The 16,263-nt window shown below is 54.9% G+C and carries 19 protein-coding genes; 9 read left to right on the forward strand and 10 right to left on the reverse strand.

The genetic code is table 11. The annotated features are described in order from the left end of the window. Window position 1: 1 nt before the first annotated feature. From AC2FH6_RS05430 to AC2FH6_RS05470, 9 genes are all read right to left on the reverse strand, one after another. On the reverse strand, window positions 2–1,327 hold the full coding sequence (locus AC2FH6_RS05430; protein WP_496701596.1) for a c-type cytochrome: 1,326 nt from the start codon (window positions 1,325–1,327) through the stop codon (window positions 2–4). Continuing rightward, on the reverse strand, window positions 1,311–2,573 hold the full coding sequence (gene soxC / locus AC2FH6_RS05435; RefSeq protein ID WP_271948170.1) for a sulfite dehydrogenase: 1,263 nt from the start codon (window positions 2,571–2,573) through the stop codon (window positions 1,311–1,313). The genes AC2FH6_RS05430 and soxC overlap by 17 nt, the downstream gene beginning before the upstream one ends. 24 nt (window positions 2,574–2,597) lie before the next feature. Beyond that, on the reverse strand, window positions 2,598–4,295 hold the full coding sequence (gene soxB, locus AC2FH6_RS05440; RefSeq protein ID WP_496701599.1) for a thiosulfohydrolase SoxB: 1,698 nt from the start codon (window positions 4,293–4,295) through the stop codon (window positions 2,598–2,600). Window positions 4,296–4,382: 87 nt separating this feature from the next. Next, window positions 4,383–5,228 carry a sulfur oxidation c-type cytochrome SoxA gene (soxA, locus tag AC2FH6_RS05445; protein ID WP_496700709.1) on the reverse strand — a complete coding sequence of 282 codons (846 nt, stop codon included), beginning with the start codon at window positions 5,226–5,228 and terminating at the stop codon, window positions 4,383–4,385. A 70-nt stretch (window positions 5,229–5,298) separates the two neighbouring features. Then, window positions 5,299–5,628, reverse strand: a complete 330-nt coding sequence (soxZ, locus tag AC2FH6_RS05450) for a thiosulfate oxidation carrier complex protein SoxZ (protein WP_142635848.1) — start codon at window positions 5,626–5,628, stop codon at window positions 5,299–5,301. A gap of 34 nt (window positions 5,629–5,662) precedes the next feature. Continuing rightward, window positions 5,663–6,079, reverse strand: a complete 417-nt coding sequence (gene soxY, locus AC2FH6_RS05455; RefSeq protein WP_142635846.1) for a thiosulfate oxidation carrier protein SoxY — start codon at window positions 6,077–6,079, stop codon at window positions 5,663–5,665. Window positions 6,080–6,125: 46 nt separating this feature from the next. Next, complete coding sequence (soxX, locus tag AC2FH6_RS05460; protein ID WP_142635844.1) at window positions 6,126–6,602, reverse strand: sulfur oxidation c-type cytochrome SoxX; 477 nt, start codon at window positions 6,600–6,602, stop codon at window positions 6,126–6,128. Between the two features lie 131 nt (window positions 6,603–6,733). Further along, window positions 6,734–7,312, reverse strand: a complete 579-nt coding sequence (locus AC2FH6_RS05465; protein ID WP_496688793.1) for a thioredoxin family protein — start codon at window positions 7,310–7,312, stop codon at window positions 6,734–6,736. A gap of 14 nt (window positions 7,313–7,326) precedes the next feature. Continuing rightward, entirely contained in the window at window positions 7,327–8,067 is a 741-nt protein-coding gene (locus AC2FH6_RS05470) for a cytochrome c biogenesis CcdA family protein (protein WP_496701601.1), read from the reverse strand. An 80-nt stretch (window positions 8,068–8,147) separates the two neighbouring features. On the opposite strand from AC2FH6_RS05470, the gene AC2FH6_RS05475 reads away from it, so the two are divergent. The 4 genes from AC2FH6_RS05475 (at window position 8,148) to AC2FH6_RS05490 (ending at window position 10,796) form a co-directional block, all read left to right on the forward strand. Continuing rightward, window positions 8,148–8,522, forward strand: a complete 375-nt coding sequence (locus AC2FH6_RS05475; RefSeq protein WP_496691683.1) for a hypothetical protein — start codon at window positions 8,148–8,150, stop codon at window positions 8,520–8,522. 100 nt (window positions 8,523–8,622) lie between these two features. Beyond that, window positions 8,623–8,931, forward strand: a complete 309-nt coding sequence (locus AC2FH6_RS05480; RefSeq protein ID WP_142635976.1) for an ArsR/SmtB family transcription factor — start codon at window positions 8,623–8,625, stop codon at window positions 8,929–8,931. Window positions 8,932–8,972: 41 nt separating this feature from the next. Next, entirely contained in the window at window positions 8,973–10,034 is a 1,062-nt protein-coding gene (locus tag AC2FH6_RS05485; protein WP_496701603.1) for a YeeE/YedE family protein, read from the forward strand. A gap of 225 nt (window positions 10,035–10,259) precedes the next feature. Then, on the forward strand, window positions 10,260–10,796 hold the full coding sequence (locus AC2FH6_RS05490; RefSeq protein WP_496691685.1) for a bacteriocin fulvocin C-related protein: 537 nt from the start codon (window positions 10,260–10,262) through the stop codon (window positions 10,794–10,796). Window positions 10,797–10,853: 57 nt separating this feature from the next. Here AC2FH6_RS05490 and AC2FH6_RS05495 read toward each other — a convergent pair whose 3' ends face one another. Next, complete coding sequence (locus tag AC2FH6_RS05495) at window positions 10,854–11,387, reverse strand: ZrgA family zinc uptake protein (protein WP_496701605.1); 534 nt, start codon at window positions 11,385–11,387, stop codon at window positions 10,854–10,856. A gap of 237 nt (window positions 11,388–11,624) precedes the next feature. Here AC2FH6_RS05495 and AC2FH6_RS05500 point away from each other — a divergent pair, with 237 nt between their 5' ends. The 5 genes from AC2FH6_RS05500 to AC2FH6_RS05520 all read left to right on the forward strand — a co-directional run bounded on the left by AC2FH6_RS05500 (window position 11,625) and on the right by AC2FH6_RS05520 (window position 16,262). Further along, window positions 11,625–12,896 carry an imelysin family protein gene (locus AC2FH6_RS05500; RefSeq protein ID WP_496701606.1) on the forward strand — a complete coding sequence of 424 codons (1,272 nt, stop codon included), beginning with the start codon at window positions 11,625–11,627 and terminating at the stop codon, window positions 12,894–12,896. Window positions 12,897–13,024: 128 nt separating this feature from the next. Next, a complete protein-coding gene (locus AC2FH6_RS05505) occupies window positions 13,025–13,318 on the forward strand; it encodes a (2Fe-2S)-binding protein (RefSeq protein WP_496700718.1) in 294 nt (97 codons plus the stop codon). Continuing rightward, on the forward strand, window positions 13,266–13,751 hold the full coding sequence (gene bfr / locus AC2FH6_RS05510) for a bacterioferritin (protein WP_142635826.1): 486 nt from the start codon (window positions 13,266–13,268) through the stop codon (window positions 13,749–13,751). Before AC2FH6_RS05505 ends, bfr begins: the two co-directional genes overlap by 53 nt. Further along, complete coding sequence (locus AC2FH6_RS05515) at window positions 13,711–15,252, forward strand: di-heme oxidoreductase family protein (protein ID WP_496701608.1); 1,542 nt, start codon at window positions 13,711–13,713, stop codon at window positions 15,250–15,252. The genes bfr and AC2FH6_RS05515 overlap by 41 nt, the downstream gene beginning before the upstream one ends. Continuing rightward, window positions 15,252–16,262, forward strand: a complete 1,011-nt coding sequence (locus AC2FH6_RS05520; protein WP_271948190.1) for an imelysin family protein — start codon at window positions 15,252–15,254, stop codon at window positions 16,260–16,262. The genes AC2FH6_RS05515 and AC2FH6_RS05520 overlap by 1 nt, the downstream gene beginning before the upstream one ends. Window position 16,263 lies beyond the last annotated feature (1 nt).

Raw genomic sequence — 16,263 nt, forward strand, 5'->3', positions numbered from 1 at the left:
GTCAACTTCCAAACGTCTTAAGATAAATGATCAAAGCTTCGATATCGTCCTGTTTTCTGAGACCTGCAAAAGACATCCTTGTGCCTTTCATGTATTCCTTGGGCTTCGTAAGAAAGGCAGTCATTTCTTCATCGGTCCAGACTAGCCCTGCCTCCGCAGACGCCTGCATCGCTTTGGAGTATTTGAAGCCCTCGACCGATCCAGCATTAGCTCCGATTACCCCGTTCAAAGCAGGCCCAGTGCTGTGCTTTGCACCTTCACCAATTTGATGGCAGGACTTACACTTCTTAAAGACTTTCTCTCCTGCAGCAGCCAGTTCTGTAACCTCGTCTGTCACTTCGGTTTCTTGAGCGGCCGGTATGGCTGCGGCCTCTTCATCAGGCTTTGGCGCTGCAGATGGAATGAACGAGGGGCCTTTCGCCGAAAACACCGGCAACTCATCCGGGCTGGCATTATTCATGACCGAGTTCGAACCACCCTCCGCGGGTGTTTCAACCAGAAAAACCGAACGCATTGTGACGGCGGCCTCTGCCTTGCAGTTCTCCATGCAAGGCTCTTTGCGCCATTCAGTGTATTCGGTCTCGGGTCGTACATCGACAACGAAACCGTCGATATTGTACATTTTGAACTCGGCGAAGTTTTCGTTGTTCAGCTCGAAATCGTCATCCACCAAATCATTGGAGTAGAGGATGTATGCGACAATTGCGTAGGTCTCATCCGCTGTCAGCGTGCCCGCTTCACCAAAGGGCATTGAGCGGGAAATGTAATCCCAGGCAGTCGACAAATGTGGCCAATATGACCCAACGGTTTTTACAGGATCTTCGTCTGCAAGCGTGTCAAACCCACCGGCCAGAACAGGCCAGTTATCGGCACCTTCGGCAAATTCACCGTGGCATGACGAACAGCGGGCGACAAACACCTCTTCTCCGGTCCAGACGTCGCCTGAACCTACGGGTAGGCCACGCCCATCAGGCAAGACGTCAACGTCCCAGGCCGCGATCTCTTCCTTCAGTGCCGACCGCCCAAGCCCAATGCTACTCTCGTGGATGGGCGCGGATGCGGTCAAGTTCGCACCATTGGCGACCCGTTCTGCCGCCGCTGCCTGGATTTCTTCGACTTTGATCTCCAGTTCGGCTGCTCGTTTGGATTCTGCTTCCGCATTCCCCTGGGCAACTGCTGCATGCGCCTCAACCTGCCCTATCCGGGTTTCCAATGTCTCAATCTTCGAGTGGCCGTAGTTCCGGTTCGCGAAAGACACAGCTACCGCGAGCACCAACGCCGTACCGCCAAATACGGGCAGGAAAACATGACTAAGAGACTTCAACATTCTCGGCGATCCCTTCTGCGCTCACGTACCAAGTCTGGATACAGTTGTTGTGGTAGACCGAGTTTTCTCCGCGTTTTTCACGCAACTGGTCTTTGGTTGGTTGCACATAACCGGTCTCGTCTATCGCCCGGGCCTGCAAGAGCATTGGCGCCCCGTCCCAGTTCGTATCGAGATAGAAACGTGTAAGAGCCTTGGTGTCGCCCTGCTTACCAAGACGCGCTGTCTCCCATGTGATTCCACCGTCCTTTGACACATCGACCCGTGTAATTTGTCCGTGGCCTGACCAGGCAAGCCCGGAAATGACCAGCGGACCCGGTCCGTGTTTGATCGGCATTTGCGGGCTGGGTGAGGTGATGACAGATTTAGCATCCATCACCCAAGTCCATTTCTGGGCCGTGCCATCGACGTAAACATCGGTGTATTTTGATGTTTCTTCGCGGCTTTCGACCGCCATATCAACAACCTCGATCCGGCGCAGCCACTTGACCCACATGTTGCCTTCCCAACCCGGCACCACGAGACGCACAGGGTACCCATGCTCCATCCGCAGCGCTTCGCCATTCGCCTTGAATGCAACCAACACGTCATCCAGCGCTTTTTCCATCGGGATAGAGCGGCCATTGGACGACGCATCTGCGCCCTCAACATAGACCCATTTGTCAGGTGAGATGTCGGCACCTGCTTCCTGCAACAGCGCGCGCAGCGGAACACCGGTGTATTCCATGTTGTGAATCATGCCATGAGTAAATTGGACGCCGTTGAGTTGCGCACCAGCCCACTCCATACCTGTGTTCGCCGCACATTCGCAGAAATACACGTGGTTTTCGCGCGGGAACCGCTCAATGTCTTCGTATGTAAAGACAAGCGGGCGATCAACCAGCCCGTTGATCATCAGGCGGTAGTCCTCCTTGCGCAGCTCGATCGCGCCTGAATGGTGACGCTCAAAGGCGCATCCCTGCGGAGTGATCGTGCCATCGAGCGCGTGGATCGGTGTGAAGTTGATCGACGAAATCGGAGAGGCGGTCAGCCATTCCACATTGCGGCGCACGACATGGGATTCAAAGCTGATCGGCATGCCATAAGGCGTCTCATCAACACCTGCCCCCGTATAAGATGCCCAATCCTGAAGCTCTGTTATCAGTGGGTCGGGTGTTTCTGCCGCTGCCGCACCTGCAACGGATCCTGCGGCGACCGCGGCACTGCCTTTCAGGAAGGCCCGGCGGGACGGTTTGAACGCGTCATCCATATCTCTTAGGTCTCCATCGGTTTCTTAAGCGCCGATTACTTCGACACTGGTGTTCTCTTGCACCGTTACGGTGCCAAGGTTGCGAACATGGTTTTCGACGACATCCCAAATCGGCGGGCCCTCGGTGCCTTCGTTGACGCTGGCCCAACCGGCCACGACATAGGACTTGGCCGGGTCGATCGCCTCACCGGTTTTCAACAGCGTCATATCGCTGATCCTCTGCCCCTGCGGCTTGGTTACGTCGATCCGATAACCCAGCCCGCCAACGCGGACCATGTCGCCACCCTGCTGGTAATAGGGGTCGGGATTGAACAGATTGTCGCCGACATCTTCCAGGATGACATGGATAAACTCCCCGGTCATTTCTGTGCGATAGGCGTTCGGATAGGACATCGAGGTGACGTTCCAAATATCCTCGCGCGTTATTTCCTGTCCCGGCAGGATTGACGGCCCCCAACGGACGCCGGGCGACATTGCGATATCTGCCTCACGCTCATTGATCAGAGCATCGCAGATCAGGTCATCCCAAGTGCCGTTGAAGTTGCCGCGGCGGTACAGCAACGAGTCCGTTTTGCCGATCACCTCGCTCAGCGCCGCCTCATAAGGCGCGCGCTGATCATTTATCAGAGCAGTGATCGCAGGATCTGGTGCAATAACATCAGAGAAAATCGGGATAAGCTTGTGCTTTAGCCCCATCATCTGCCCATCCCGCACGTCGAGATCCACACGGCTGACGAATTTGCCGTTCGATCCAGAGGCGATTATATGCGTTTTACCCACCAGAACCGGCTCGGGCAGTGCGTCATGGGTGTGGCCACTGAGGATAACGTCTATCCCCTGAACGCGACCCGCCATCTTCTTATCCACATCAAAGCCGTTATGGCTTAGGACGACAACGACATCGGCGCCGGCATCGCGAACTTCGACCACCATTGCCTGCATGTTCTCATCCCGGATCCCAAACGAGTATTCGGGGAACATCCATCCCGGATTTGCAATCGGCATGTACGGGAAGGCCTGTCCGATCACCGCAATCTTGGAACCGCCCCGATCAAAGAACTTGTAGGGTTTGAACATCTCTGCGGGTTCATCCCATTCCGCATCAAAAATGTTCTGCCCCAAGGCGGCAAAAGGCAAACCTTCAACAATCTCATTGACACGATCACTGCCCAACGTGAACTCCCAATGGAAAGTCATCGCATCGGGTTTCAGCGCATTCATGACGTTAACCATGTCCTGACCGGCCGTCTGATAGCAGGTGTAAGAACCGTGCCAAGTATCACCCCCGTCAAGAAGCAACGCATCAGGACGGTCCGCTCGAATGGCGTTGATGACAGTTGAGACCCGATCCAAGCCACCCACCCGACCGTAGGTCTTGGCCAGTGACTCAAAATCAGTGTAGGTCAGCGCATAGGCCGACGGGCTTCCATCTTCTATCCCGTATGCCTTGCGGAACGCGGCGCCAGTAACATGTGGCATCTGTCCTCTTGCATCGCCAATACCAAGATTGACTTCGGGTTCACGGAAATAAATTGGTTTGAGTTGCGCGTGAATGTCGGTGACATGAATCAGGCTGATATTGCCAAAGGTCTCGAACTCTAGCAGTTGATCCTGCGTTAGACTTTGCTGCGCAGCAAGCCTGGCCCAGTTGCCAAACCCGGACGCTCCGAACAGAGCCGAGGCCGCCATTGAAACCTGCAAGAAGTCACGTCGAGAAATCATCTATCAGCTTTCCTTTTACACATATATATGTGTGAATGTTATATAGGTGAAAAACCCGCTCCGGGCATTGCCCAGGCGGGTCATTCGTTATTGACGTACAGCTGGGGTTTCGACTGAAAGCCCGTTGCCACGCGAAGCGACATAGAGCTCCAGTGCCCGGAACTCGTCCGACCCTTCGGCAAAGGTTTCAGCACGTGTATCGCGAATACAACCGCGGAACCGATTGTGGCGCGAGATCAGTTTGGCCTGCTTCAAACGATAGGTAGGGAATCCATTTATCATACCCTGGCTCAGGTGATCCGCTCGGATCATATTGCCCCAGTTTTCTTCATGACAGTTGGCGCAGCTCAGTTCCAACTGACCGTAGCGGGTATAATAGATTTCCTTGCCCTCTTCCCAGAATGGCGCGGCATCACCATCAATAGCAACGTTCATGGGCATCCCGCGTGACTGCAGACCGATCAATGCGACCATACCCTGCATGTCACCACCAGACCATTTCCAGGCATCGGCCTCCATGCGATCGGTACGGCATTTGTTTATCAGATCTTCCATAACCACCAGCTCGCCGCTTTCAGCATCGACCTTGGGCATGGACGCCTGCAGTCCTTTGAAGCTTTCCACTCCATCATGGCACGAGGCACAACTTTCACCTGCAGCACCATCAACTGTCTCATAGAGGTCGGCTGCCTGATCGACGAAGATCATTGCCGGATTGTCAAAATCATCAATCTGCAGTGCCTGAGTTTCATCTGTGCGGAAATGCCAACCCGAATAGATCGTGTCCAAATTCTCCAGATGCGCCGCGGCCTCGGTGACCGAGGTCATATTCAGCTCGTCATTGATCACAAGATTATCTTCGTCCGGTCCAGCCATTGCTGCCATTGGGAAAGCCAGAACAGCCGCGATCGCCGTAAGTGCCTTGGTATTCATTACGTTCCTCCCTTGGTGGGCCAGCGCCAGAAATCACAACCAGCGCTAACCTTCCTTAGTGGTCGAGCCGTCAGGCGATCTCGATCGTTTTCTTCTCGTCGTAAACTGAGCCATCATCATCGTACCAGGTGAAGACAAACTCACCAGCCTCGGGCACGGTTGCTTCGAACTGGAAGTACGGATTTGTCGAAATCGCTGGCTCCATAGTCACATCAATCACCATTTCACCGTTAAACTCGCAAGTGAAACGGTTGATGATCGAGCGCGGGATGACGTTGCCTTCTTTATCCTTGCGCTGGCCGCTTTCCATCTTGTGGCTGATTAGTGTCTTGATCGTAACAGCTTCGCCAGCAGCGGCTGTCTTTGGAACCTTGACGCGGGGCTTTACACCGGATGCCATTGGTTAATCTCCTGTTCTTCAGGGCGCGTGGCGATTAACCGCCGCAACCGCCGATTGTCACTTTTACGGTCGCGGACGCTTTGGCAAAACTGCCATCTGCCATCTTCGCCACGGCAATGACATCCTGCGTTCCGGCAAGACGGATGCGGGTTGAAGCGGCTTGTTCAGCAGCCAGCGGGCCGAAATTGAACGTTGCCACACCCGGTTCGGGGTTGCCTGCGGCCACGATCAGAATTGCAGCTGCGCCCGGAGCACTGACTTCGATTGGTACGGTGTTTCCGTTTTCCGCGATTTCCGGTGCCGTCAGTGTAACACCGCCATCAGCCACATCTGCCCCGCCTGAAAATGCGGAGATCGCATCTTCAGCAGCTGCATTCGCTCGTAGCGGCATAATTGTCAGGAACGCGGCGCCCAGCCCAAGGGCCAGAGTCTCGCGGCGAGAGAGTTCCATTTTCAATCTCCTTTGAATCTTCGAAAAGCCACGCCAGAAGGCGAGATTATTCCTCTTTCAGTGTCGCTAGAAACGCGACCACGTCCTCAATTTCCTGTGCAGTCAGGATCGTCGTTAGAGGCGCCGTTGGCGCTTTGCCCGTATAGGCATCGCCTGGCCGGATATAACCGTCATCCTTGTAGAACGCCGGCATTACCGTGCCTTCGAACGTCATTTTTGCGTTTGCGACTAAACCGCGAAGCTCTGCTTCGGTCCAACGATCACCGGCGCCATCCAGCATCGGGCCAACCTCACCATGGAACGGAATGTCCGCCAAAGCTGAGACCGCGTGGCATGCCACGCAATTGCCTTTGGACTTGTCGCCAACGATGAGTGCACCGTTTGCCGCGTCACCATTAACATCGGTCAGAGAGACCTCGATTGCACCATAGTCGTCATAGGGTACGTCTTTCGGACTTGTCTCTTCGGCAAATGCGGCAACGCCCATCATAGCGGATGCCAGTGTTAAGAGTCTCAGCTTCATGATCCCTCCCATTTGCTACCGCGCCTGTGGCGCTTTGCGACCCAAAGACTTTGTGCACCGTAGTCGACGAACATGGTTCATCGCAACATCAAATTCATCATAATGAATTTTTTTATCTGTAACGTCCAATCTCACTCCTGCGAAATATTGTTTCGCTCCTGAATGCGCCGCGCGTGATACCTTTGGAAATCTTCGCCATTATCAAGTTCATATCGCTTCTGATCGACCCAGGTGAAAAGGTCTAAGGTTGTTCCCTTGGAGAATGCTCCCGGCATTACAGCAACGGCAGCATCGATGGCTGAGGCAGCCTCGGGCACCTCTTCCGGCAGAAAAACAAGCGTTGGGGTAAACAGAATCCCCCATTTGCGCATCAGCGCTCTTTGCTCACTCTCTTCTCCGTCAAAATCAGTGGCAGTGGTGCTTCCATGCAAATCCAGCTGGACGACAAAAAAGTTCTCTTCGATAAACGCCGCCAGGTCGGGCTGTGGGAAAACCTCTTCGTGCATCTTTTTACAGTAGATGCAGCCCCGTTGTTCAATGAACAAAACCAACCGCTTACCTTCACCTGACGCCTCTTCAAGATCCTCGCGAAGATCTTTGAACGTATCACGCATCCACGGTGTTTTATGCAATCCATCGTCGCCCAGATCAGCAGCAGAGACTGCAGCCCCTATCATGCATGCGATCAAAACTGACAAAGTGCGTTTCATGTCTTCCTCCCGGATTAACCAATGGCCGCAAGCCAGGGCATATAGTCCAGCATCCATTGTGCTATGTGATTGATCGAGTTGGTTGCGATCAGGACCCCGAACAGGATCAACAGCCCCCCCATTGCCATTTCGATCTGCGGCAAGTGCTTCCTGAACCGCACCATCCATTGCATGAAGGGGCGAACCAAAAAGGCCGCCAGAACAAACGGTGCAGTCATTCCAACCCCGTAAACGAACAGAAGCCCCGCGCCCCGCCAAGCCGTTTCAGTTCCGGCCGCTGTAAACAGGATTGCAGCGAGCACCGGCCCAACACAGGGCGTCCAGCCAAAAGCAAATGCCAATCCAAGTACATATGCCCCAGCGAGGCTCACGTTTGATGTCTCGCCAATATCTGCACGTAACTGCCGATACAGGAACCCGATGCGAATTAACCCCAGGAAATGCAGGCCCATCGCTATGATGATGGCTGCAGCAATCCAACGCAGAATATCGAAGTATTCTCGTACCAGCTGACCAAATATCGAAGCCGTGGCCCCGAGAGCCATAAAGATGGTTATGATTCCTGCCGCAAATGCGATTGCAGCAAGCGTTGCCCGGCGGCGAACCTCGCCGGAAATAGCGGATGTCGCAGAAATCTGCTCCATCCCGACACCAGCCAGATAACTAAGGTAAAACGGCACAATTGGCAGGATGCAAGGCGACAGAAAGGACAAAAGTCCGGCGACCAAAGCTCCTGCAAAAGTAATGTCGAGCATGGTCAAACCTGTCCTGACGCGCTATTATTCACACATTCAAAATTATAAAGATATGTCACTGCGGTCAATCGGAGCTTTGGATGCGCCACCTAATCCTACGTTTGCTTGCGATCACGTTGCTTGTTTTTCCCGTGGCTTTACGGGCCGAAATGACACTTCTGATGGCAGAAGAAGATGGGTGCATGTGGTGCGCCCGCTGGGACTCCGAAATTTCAGAAATCTACCCTAAGACACCCGAAGGAAATGCAGCACCGCTTCGGCGTGTCGATATCCGCGCAGCCATGCCTGACGACATCACATTGGAACGGCCTCTCTACTACACACCAACCTTTGTTCTGTTGGACAATGGCCGAGAGGTCGGACGAATCGAAGGCTATCCCGGTGAAGATTTTTTCTGGGGTGTGTTGGGCGTTTTACTGCGTGACGCTGGGATACTAATTGAGACCTCTGGATAAACTGCAGTATATTACATAAACTGTTTTGAATGCGTGAAGCCATGAAAGCGAGGCGATCTTGTTGGACAAATCTTCGAACCTGCCTGTGTTCTCCAAGGACATGTGCGCCGAAGACATGGACAGAATGATGGAGAATGCTCAGACCGCGTCAAATTTCCTCAAGGCAATCAGCCATGAGGGGCGCCTGATGATTTTGTGTTATCTGTCGTCAGGGGAAAAATCGGTCACGCAGATGGAGGAAATGCTCTCAGCGCGTCAAGCCGCGGTATCTCAACAACTCTCCCGCTTACGCTTCGAGGGCTTGGTGAAGACACGACGCGAGGGGAAAACGATCTACTACAGATTGGCTGATGATCGTTCGACCCAAATCCTGGAAGTCGTTTACGACCTTTTCTGCAGGGAGAAGTAGAAGCCGGTCAGAAAGCCGCCAGCTTTGGGAGGAGACTGGCAATGCTCGAAGCATTGGGAGACACAAATACCGTTGCTCTGATCGGTTTGATTGGCGGCATCGTATTGGGATTGGCCGCACGCATCGGCCGTTTTTGCACGTTGGGTGCAATCGAAGACTACCTTTACGCAGATGATGACCGGCGGCTGCGCATGTGGGCAATGGCAATCGGTGTTGCGATTGTCGGCAGCCACACAGCTATGGCATTGGGGGGACTTGACCCTGTCGGAACAAGGTATCTTGCACAGACCTGGAACCCCCTCGGTTCGATCGTGGGGGGCCTCATGTTCGGGTACGGAATGGCCATCTGCGGTAACTGCGGCTATGGCGCGCTGGCAAGGCTGGGAGGTGGTGACCTTCGATCATTCGTAATTGTTTTGATCATGGGTCTTTCCGCTTACGTCGTAATGTCCGGACCCCTCGCCTATCTGCGGGTATGGATCTTTCCAGAGGAAATGGATCTCAATGGCCCCCAGAGCATTAGCTTTCTTGCCGAACGGTTGACCTCTATTCCAGCTTGGCTCATTGGCTCTGTTATCGGTGTGGCTTTGGTGTTTTTTGCTTTGGCAAGCCATCGCTTCCGCCGCACTCCGGCACAGGTGTTTTGGGGGTCTGTAGTTGGACTGGCAATCGTTTCGGGCTGGCTTGGCACGAATTGGGTTGCGACACATGGTTTCGATGGTGAGCCGGTGCAAACCCATACCTTCGCGGCACCCCTGGGTGACACTATTTTCTACCTTATGACTGCGTCCGGAAACACTTTGTCCTTTGCGGTCGGATCAGTCTCCGGCGTTCTCATTGGCGCGTTTCTGGGGTCGTGGTCTAAGGGCCATTTCCGATGGGAAGCATGCGAAGATCCACGTGAACTCAAGCGACAAATGCTGGGCGCTGCGATTATGGGTCCAGGTGCGATCATCGCGGTTGGTTGCAGCGTCGGGCAAGGTATATCTGCATTCTCACTTCTGGCCTACAGCGCGCCCGTCACATTCGTTGCAATCTTTGCAGGTGCCGCACTTGGATTGAGACAGCTTGTGTCTGGACTGTCCTTCATAACTGAGCGTTGAGTTCACAGTTCAAACCCGGTTAATTTGTGATGGTGCTGGCGACTCTGCCATCACAAAAGCAAGCCAAAACGTTCTCTTTCCGACTTCGTCCTCGATCTCACTTCTAAGGACATACCAAGGCTTATCGAGCCCTTGCTTCAGCCTGTTCTCTGCGCCCTCAGAAGGTCGGGACAAACGCGCAAACGAAAAATGTGTTATGATGGCCCCTTAGAAAAGGGGGCTACTATGTACAATCCCGTATCATCTATCTCAAAATTTCGGATCGGCTTGTCGGCTTTGAACATCGCCGAACAGAAGTCAATTTTTGACTGCCTTCCCGCCGCTGTTCAGGCGGCAGTGTGGCAAGACCGGCTTAGTGAAGGCATTGCGGCACTGTCTGACAAGTCTCAGTGCCGATTACTTTCCGAGCTTCAGGAGTTACTCAATCCTGACTGCTACTCGGAAGACAAAGCGAACCATACGGCCACTTCTCGTCTTGATGAGTTGTCGCCTGTGATCGAGAAGGTTTTTCCAGATCACTCGGTGTTTCATAAATATACGCAGCAACTCGGCGACAATGCTTGCGATAGCCCGATTATCGAAATTGCTAAAGGCGCGCCGCCTACCTGCACATGTTCGTCTTCGAGATCCTGTATGTGGTGGCACAATGATTGTGGGGCAATGCAGGAATGTCTTGCCGGTGGGTGCAAGAAGACTAACGTTGGATGCGGGGTCCTCTGGCTTCAGACATGCGATGGCCTTTGCACTGGGAACTGGTGCTGAAGAACACAGGAAAGCCCAACCTATTCTGGCAGCAAAGCCTTTGCTTTCTTTGCCGAATTACAGGCCTGTGTTGAGGTCTAAATCAGGCGCGTCGCGCGTCACGGTGTGACGATCAACCTTCCCGGATTTGTCGATCTGAACAATCAGAGATTCAGCACGTTGAAAGCGGTCAAAATAGGGAAAGGTGACGTGGTCCAGATGCGTCATGTCCTGGCACTGCATCTGATAGTCTGCCCTGAATTCGGTATGCACATTTGATCCGCTGTCTACGACCGGTCCCAACCCTTCACCAGACAGGGTGACATTGGCCGAGACAGTGAAACACCCCGCCTCTTCAGGCAAACTGAACAGATCAAGCGGGTTGGACAATTCGGAAATGGCTCCGGCGACCGAGGCCTGATCGCCTTCGGTTTCCGCTGGGCCTTCGAACCCCAGGACGTCAAGACCAGGAACCACAAGGGAAATTGAAATCCCGGCTTCCGAAAAGGAAACCGCCAATCGTCCCTGCCCATGCTCGTGCTGATTTGCAACCTGAGACTGAGGCAACGCGTTTACCGGGAAAAGCGTTAAAACAAAAACTAAGAACTTCATGACCATGGAACCATCTGAAAAGAATCAACTAAGCGACTCTAAACTGAAAAAACATTCGCGCAATCGCGTCACAATACACCAAAGCCCACTAGATTTGGGTAGGAATGGGCTATTTTCGCTCACAATTTACCTGACTATAAAACTCAGGTTGACTTAGTTGACTATTTCTATCAGTTAATTGGTCGAGCGTCGCATCGCGCGAACCCATTGTTATCTGACAAGAAAGACTACCCCCCAATGAATACCCCCCTGATCCTGACAAGCGCCGTGGCTCTGATGACCGCCACCTCTGCTTTTGCAACCGAGACCCCCTCGAAAGCAGATGTTCTGAATACCTACGCCAATATCGCCGAGGCGAAGTACGATGACAGCCTGATTGCAGCCAAATCGCTGCAGCGCGCCGTGACCGCGCTGATTTCCGAACCAAACGACGCAACACTGAATGCCGCCCGTTCCGCTTGGATTGCGGCCCGCGTCCCTTATCAGCAGACCGAGGTTTATCGGTTCGGAAATGCGATCGTTGATGATTGGGAAGGTAAAGTGAACGCATGGCCCCTGGATGAGGGCTTGATCGACTATGTAGACACCACCTACGGCGGCCCGAGCGACGAGAATGAGTTCGCCGCGTTGAACGTCATCGCCAACCCAAGCTTTGAACTTTCAGGCGAACCAATCGATGCCAACGACATCACCCCGGAACTGCTGTCGGGCACTTTGCACGAGGCAGACGGGATCGAGGCCAACGTCGCCACTGGTTACCACGCGATTGAGTTCCTGTTGTGGGGCCAGGACCTGAACGGCCACGGTGAAGGCGCGGGTAGCCGTCCATGGACGGACTATGCCCAAGGTGATACCTGCACCGGCGGTAACTGTGACCGCCGCGCCCAGTACCTTGAGGCCGTGACTGAACTGCTGGTCACCGATTTGGAATGGATGGCGACCCAGTGGCAGGACGGAGGTGCGGCCCGAACTGCCCTGACCGAAAATGAGAGCGCAGGAATAAGCGCGATCCTCACCGGAATGGGCTCGCTGTCCTATGGTGAGCAGGCCGGTGAGCGGATGCGTCTTGGCTTGATGTTGAACGATCCCGAGGAAGAGCATGACTGCTTCTCGGACAACACGCATAACAGCCACTACTATGATGGTCTTGGCATTCAGAACGTCTATTTAGGCAGCTATACCCGCATCGACGGAACTCCTGTCAGCGGCGCATCGCTTTCGGATTTGGTGATTGCCTCCGACCCATCTCTAGACGCCGAGATGAAGCTGAAGCTGGCCAACACAATGCAGGCGCTGGGTCGGATCAAATCCACAGCCGAGGCCGGGTTCGCCTATGACCAGATGCTGGAACGCGGCAACGAAGGTGGCGAAGTTTTGATCATGGGCGGTGTGAACGGGCTGGTGGACCAGACCAAGACAATCGAGCGGATCGTCACCATTCTGGACGTCGATCAGATTGAGTTCGAAGGTTCTGAAAGCCTGGACAACCCGACGGCTGTTTTCCAGTAAACCTAGCGGTTCGGGGGCGGAGGATTATCCCGCCCCCAACTTATTTTCGGCTAATTGACAGTATGCCGCAGGACATGCACTTAATAACTGACTAATATAGTAAGAATACAAACCAGAGCGCCACCTCCATGATTGTCTGCCATTGCACCAAGATCACAGACACCGAGATTCATGCCGCCATCGACTGGATGCGCGTTTCCGACCCTAGGGCAGTCATAACCCCTGGCAAGATCTATCATGCCCTTGGAAAATCAGCGGATTGTGGCGGATGCATGCCGCTTTTCCTAGACACCATGCGCTCCAGCGATAATCTGGAAGTCCCCATGCAGCTTTGTGCATTACGCACCAAGGCATCACAGGAGAGTGTAGATGAAGGGCGATCCCAAAGTCATAGAATACCTCAACAAATCTCTGCGGCATGAACTGACGGCAGTCAGCCAGTATTGGCTGCATTACCGTCTGCAAGAGGATTGGGGCCTGACCCACATGGCAAAGAAAAGCCGTGAGGAAAGCATCGAAGAGATGGGCCATGCCGACAAGCTGATCGAGCGCATAATCTTTCTGGAAGGTCACCCCAACCTGCAGAAACTGGACCCGCTTCGGATTGGACAGACCCCGAAGGAAACTCTGGAATGTGATTTGGCTGCCGAGAATGATGCGCGTGCCCTGTACGTTGAGGCCCGTGAATATTGTCGAGAGGCGGGCGACTACGTCACTATGTCTCTTTTCGAGAACCTGATCAGTGACGAAGAAGGCCACATCGACTTCCTCGAAACACAGCTTGATTTGTACGAAAGGATTGGCGAAGCCAATTATGCGCAACTTAACGCATCGAAAATGGACGAAGGCGAGTAAGCTCTCGCTTGTGGCGGTGGCTGCGATTGCAGCCACCCCGATCCTGTCCGCTGAACTGCAGGATCTGCATCTCAACTTCCAACCCAGAACCGAAGATGAAAAGGCCCGGATCGCGGATGTGATCGCCGCGCCCACGGATTTCGACGCCGCGCAACGGTTCGAGGACCTGCCCGCCGGTGCCGCAACCGTAAGGGCACGTCAGGACGCAGATGCATTTTCGCAACCTTCGGGCAATCTGAAATTCGAACAGGAACTGGATTTCAAGGTCGGCAACGGGCTGTTCAAGAAAATCTGGGTGTCTTCGCCTTCCTCGACCCTGGCCTCGGACGGTTTGGGGCCATTGTACAACGCGCGCTCTTGCCAACGATGTCACATCAAGGACGGGCGCGGCCACACACCAAATGGGCCCGATGACGGGGCTGTTTCGATGTTCCTTCGGGTCTCAATCCCCGGTGGCGGCGCAATCGATGAAATCGCGGACTACATCGCCACTCAGCCCGAACCCAATTACGGCGGGCAGATGCAGGATCTGGCCCTCGCGGGCCACCCCGCCGAGTACCGGCTGGACATCACCTATGAAAACCTTCCTGTCGCGCTATCAGACGGCGAAACGGTCATTCTCCGCAGCCCGACCTATACCGCGGCGGATCTTGGATATGGCCCGCTGCACCCCGAGGCGATGCTGAGCCCGCGCGTGGCCCCACAGATGATCGGTCTGGGATTGCTTGAAGCGATTCCGGTCGCGGACCTGCTGGCAAAGGCCGACCCGGACGACGCGGATGGCGACGGCATCTCGGGCCGTCCCAACATCGTTTGGTCAGCCGAATACGACGCGCCGATGATGGGCCGGTTCGGATACAAGGCCGGGATGCCCACGATCATGGAGCAATCAGCGGCGGCTTTTGCCGGGGATATCGGGATTTCGAGCCCGCTTTTCCCTACAGCCCATGGCGATTGCACCGAATTGCAGGCGGATTGCGTCACCGCTCCCCATGGCGACAACGACGACCGCGTGTTCGAGATTGACCAGCAAGGCATGGACCTTGTGGCGTTTTACAGCCGCAATCTCGGCGTCCCAGGGCGGCGCGACATTGATGACCCGCAGGTCCTGCGCGGCAAGCAGGTGTTCTTTGATACCGGCTGTGCCTCGTGCCACACGCCGTCTTATGTCACCCACCGGATGGACGACCGGCCCGAACACAGTTTTCAGCTGATCTGGCCCTATACCGATCTGCTGTTGCACGACATGGGCGATGGTCTGGCCGACAACCGCCCCGAAGCGCGGGCAACAGGCCGGGAATGGCGCACGCCACCTCTTTGGGGTGTCGGCCTGACCGAGCAGGTCTCGGGTCATACCCAATTCCTGCATGACGGGCGGGCGCAATCGCTGCTGGAGGCCGTTCTGTGGCACGGCGGAGAGGCGCAGACGGCGCGCGACACCGTTGTCTCGATGCCCAAACCCGACCGCGACGCTTTGATCCGCTTTCTGGAGAGCCTCTGATGCGTGCCCTCGGCCTGGCCATTGCCCTTATTCTGCCCCTGTCAGCCTTGGCGCAAAATCCCAGCCAGATCCTGACAGATGTTGTTGAAGGGCACATTCTCCCCGGATACGCACAGCTATCTGACGCAACAGCTGCGCTGGATGCGGCAGCGCAGGCGGATTGCACAGCCGCTTCACCGAACCTTCGTGCAGCCTATCACCTGGCATTCGACCGCTGGGTCACGGTAAGCCACTTGCGCTTTGGCCCCTCCGAGGTCGATGACCGCGCATTTGCGATGGCATTCTGGCCAGACACAAAAGGGTTTACACCCAAAACCCTATCCGGCCTGATTGCCACCCAAGACGCGGTGGTTGACACCCCCGAGGCTTATGCCGAGGCTTCGATCGCGGGACGCGGGTTTCTTGCACTTGAATTGATGCTATTCGACCCAGCCCTCGCGGATCAGGGCGACAGGGCCTATCGATGCGCTTTGATCCGGGCGATTGCTGCAGATATAAACCGCAATGCGAAGGCGATGGACCACGACTGGCAACCTTTCTCTGCCAACCTGACCATGCCCGGCGGAGACAGTCCTTACCGGTCTGCTGATGAGGCCATGCAGGAACTTTACAAAGCTCTGATCACCGGATTGGAATTCACTGCCGAAACACGCCTTGGACGCCCCATGGGCACCCTAGAGCGCCCCCGTCCCAATCGGGCCGAAGCGCGCAGGTCTGAACGGTCACTACGCCAGGTCGAACTGTCATTGATCACGCTGCGCGATCTGGCCACCGGGCTGTCCGCAGATCATCCGCAGATTGCCGCTGATTTGGATAATGCGTTCGACAAGGCTATCATCCGCACGCGTGAGTTAGACGACCCTACACTGGCCGGTGTCTCGACACCTTCGGGTCGGATACGGGTCGAAGCCTTGCAGCAGATGATCAACGACATCCACACGATTGCAGCAACCGAGCTGGGCCCGACCTTGGGTATCAGTGCCGGATTCAATTCGCTGGACGGGGACTAAG

The sequence above is a fragment of the Ruegeria sp. CDSC045 genome (genome assembly GCF_059610725.1).

What these genes read in the sequence shown, in the direction of transcription:
- soxC (WP_271948170.1), bottom strand. Translation starts at nt 2,573, where the DNA reads ATGGATGACGCGTTCAAACCGTCCCGCCGGGCCTTCCTGAAAGGCAGT.
- AC2FH6_RS05500 (WP_496701606.1), top strand. Translation starts at nt 11,625, where the DNA reads ATGAATACCCCCCTGATCCTGACAAGCGCCGTGGCTCTGATGACCGCC.
- AC2FH6_RS05475 (WP_496691683.1), top strand. Translation starts at nt 8,148, where the DNA reads ATGCGCCACCTAATCCTACGTTTGCTTGCGATCACGTTGCTTGTTTTT.
- AC2FH6_RS05485 (WP_496701603.1), top strand. Translation starts at nt 8,973, where the DNA reads ATGCTCGAAGCATTGGGAGACACAAATACCGTTGCTCTGATCGGTTTG.
- AC2FH6_RS05520 (WP_271948190.1), top strand. Translation starts at nt 15,252, where the DNA reads ATGCGTGCCCTCGGCCTGGCCATTGCCCTTATTCTGCCCCTGTCAGCC.
- AC2FH6_RS05480 (WP_142635976.1), top strand. Translation starts at nt 8,623, where the DNA reads ATGTGCGCCGAAGACATGGACAGAATGATGGAGAATGCTCAGACCGCG.
- soxB (WP_496701599.1), bottom strand. Translation starts at nt 4,295, where the DNA reads ATGATTTCTCGACGTGACTTCTTGCAGGTTTCAATGGCGGCCTCGGCT.
- soxA (WP_496700709.1), bottom strand. Translation starts at nt 5,228, where the DNA reads ATGAATACCAAGGCACTTACGGCGATCGCGGCTGTTCTGGCTTTCCCA.
- AC2FH6_RS05505 (WP_496700718.1), top strand. Translation starts at nt 13,025, where the DNA reads ATGATTGTCTGCCATTGCACCAAGATCACAGACACCGAGATTCATGCC.
- soxX (WP_142635844.1), bottom strand. Translation starts at nt 6,602, where the DNA reads ATGAAGCTGAGACTCTTAACACTGGCATCCGCTATGATGGGCGTTGCC.
- AC2FH6_RS05515 (WP_496701608.1), top strand. Translation starts at nt 13,711, where the DNA reads ATGCGCAACTTAACGCATCGAAAATGGACGAAGGCGAGTAAGCTCTCG.
- bfr (WP_142635826.1), top strand. Translation starts at nt 13,266, where the DNA reads ATGAAGGGCGATCCCAAAGTCATAGAATACCTCAACAAATCTCTGCGG.
- AC2FH6_RS05495 (WP_496701605.1), bottom strand. Translation starts at nt 11,387, where the DNA reads ATGAAGTTCTTAGTTTTTGTTTTAACGCTTTTCCCGGTAAACGCGTTG.
- AC2FH6_RS05490 (WP_496691685.1), top strand. Translation starts at nt 10,260, where the DNA reads ATGTACAATCCCGTATCATCTATCTCAAAATTTCGGATCGGCTTGTCG.
- soxY (WP_142635846.1), bottom strand. Translation starts at nt 6,079, where the DNA reads ATGGAACTCTCTCGCCGCGAGACTCTGGCCCTTGGGCTGGGCGCCGCG.
- AC2FH6_RS05430 (WP_496701596.1), bottom strand. Translation starts at nt 1,327, where the DNA reads ATGTTGAAGTCTCTTAGTCATGTTTTCCTGCCCGTATTTGGCGGTACG.
- AC2FH6_RS05465 (WP_496688793.1), bottom strand. Translation starts at nt 7,312, where the DNA reads ATGAAACGCACTTTGTCAGTTTTGATCGCATGCATGATAGGGGCTGCA.
- soxZ (WP_142635848.1), bottom strand. Translation starts at nt 5,628, where the DNA reads ATGGCATCCGGTGTAAAGCCCCGCGTCAAGGTTCCAAAGACAGCCGCT.
- AC2FH6_RS05470 (WP_496701601.1), bottom strand. Translation starts at nt 8,067, where the DNA reads ATGCTCGACATTACTTTTGCAGGAGCTTTGGTCGCCGGACTTTTGTCC.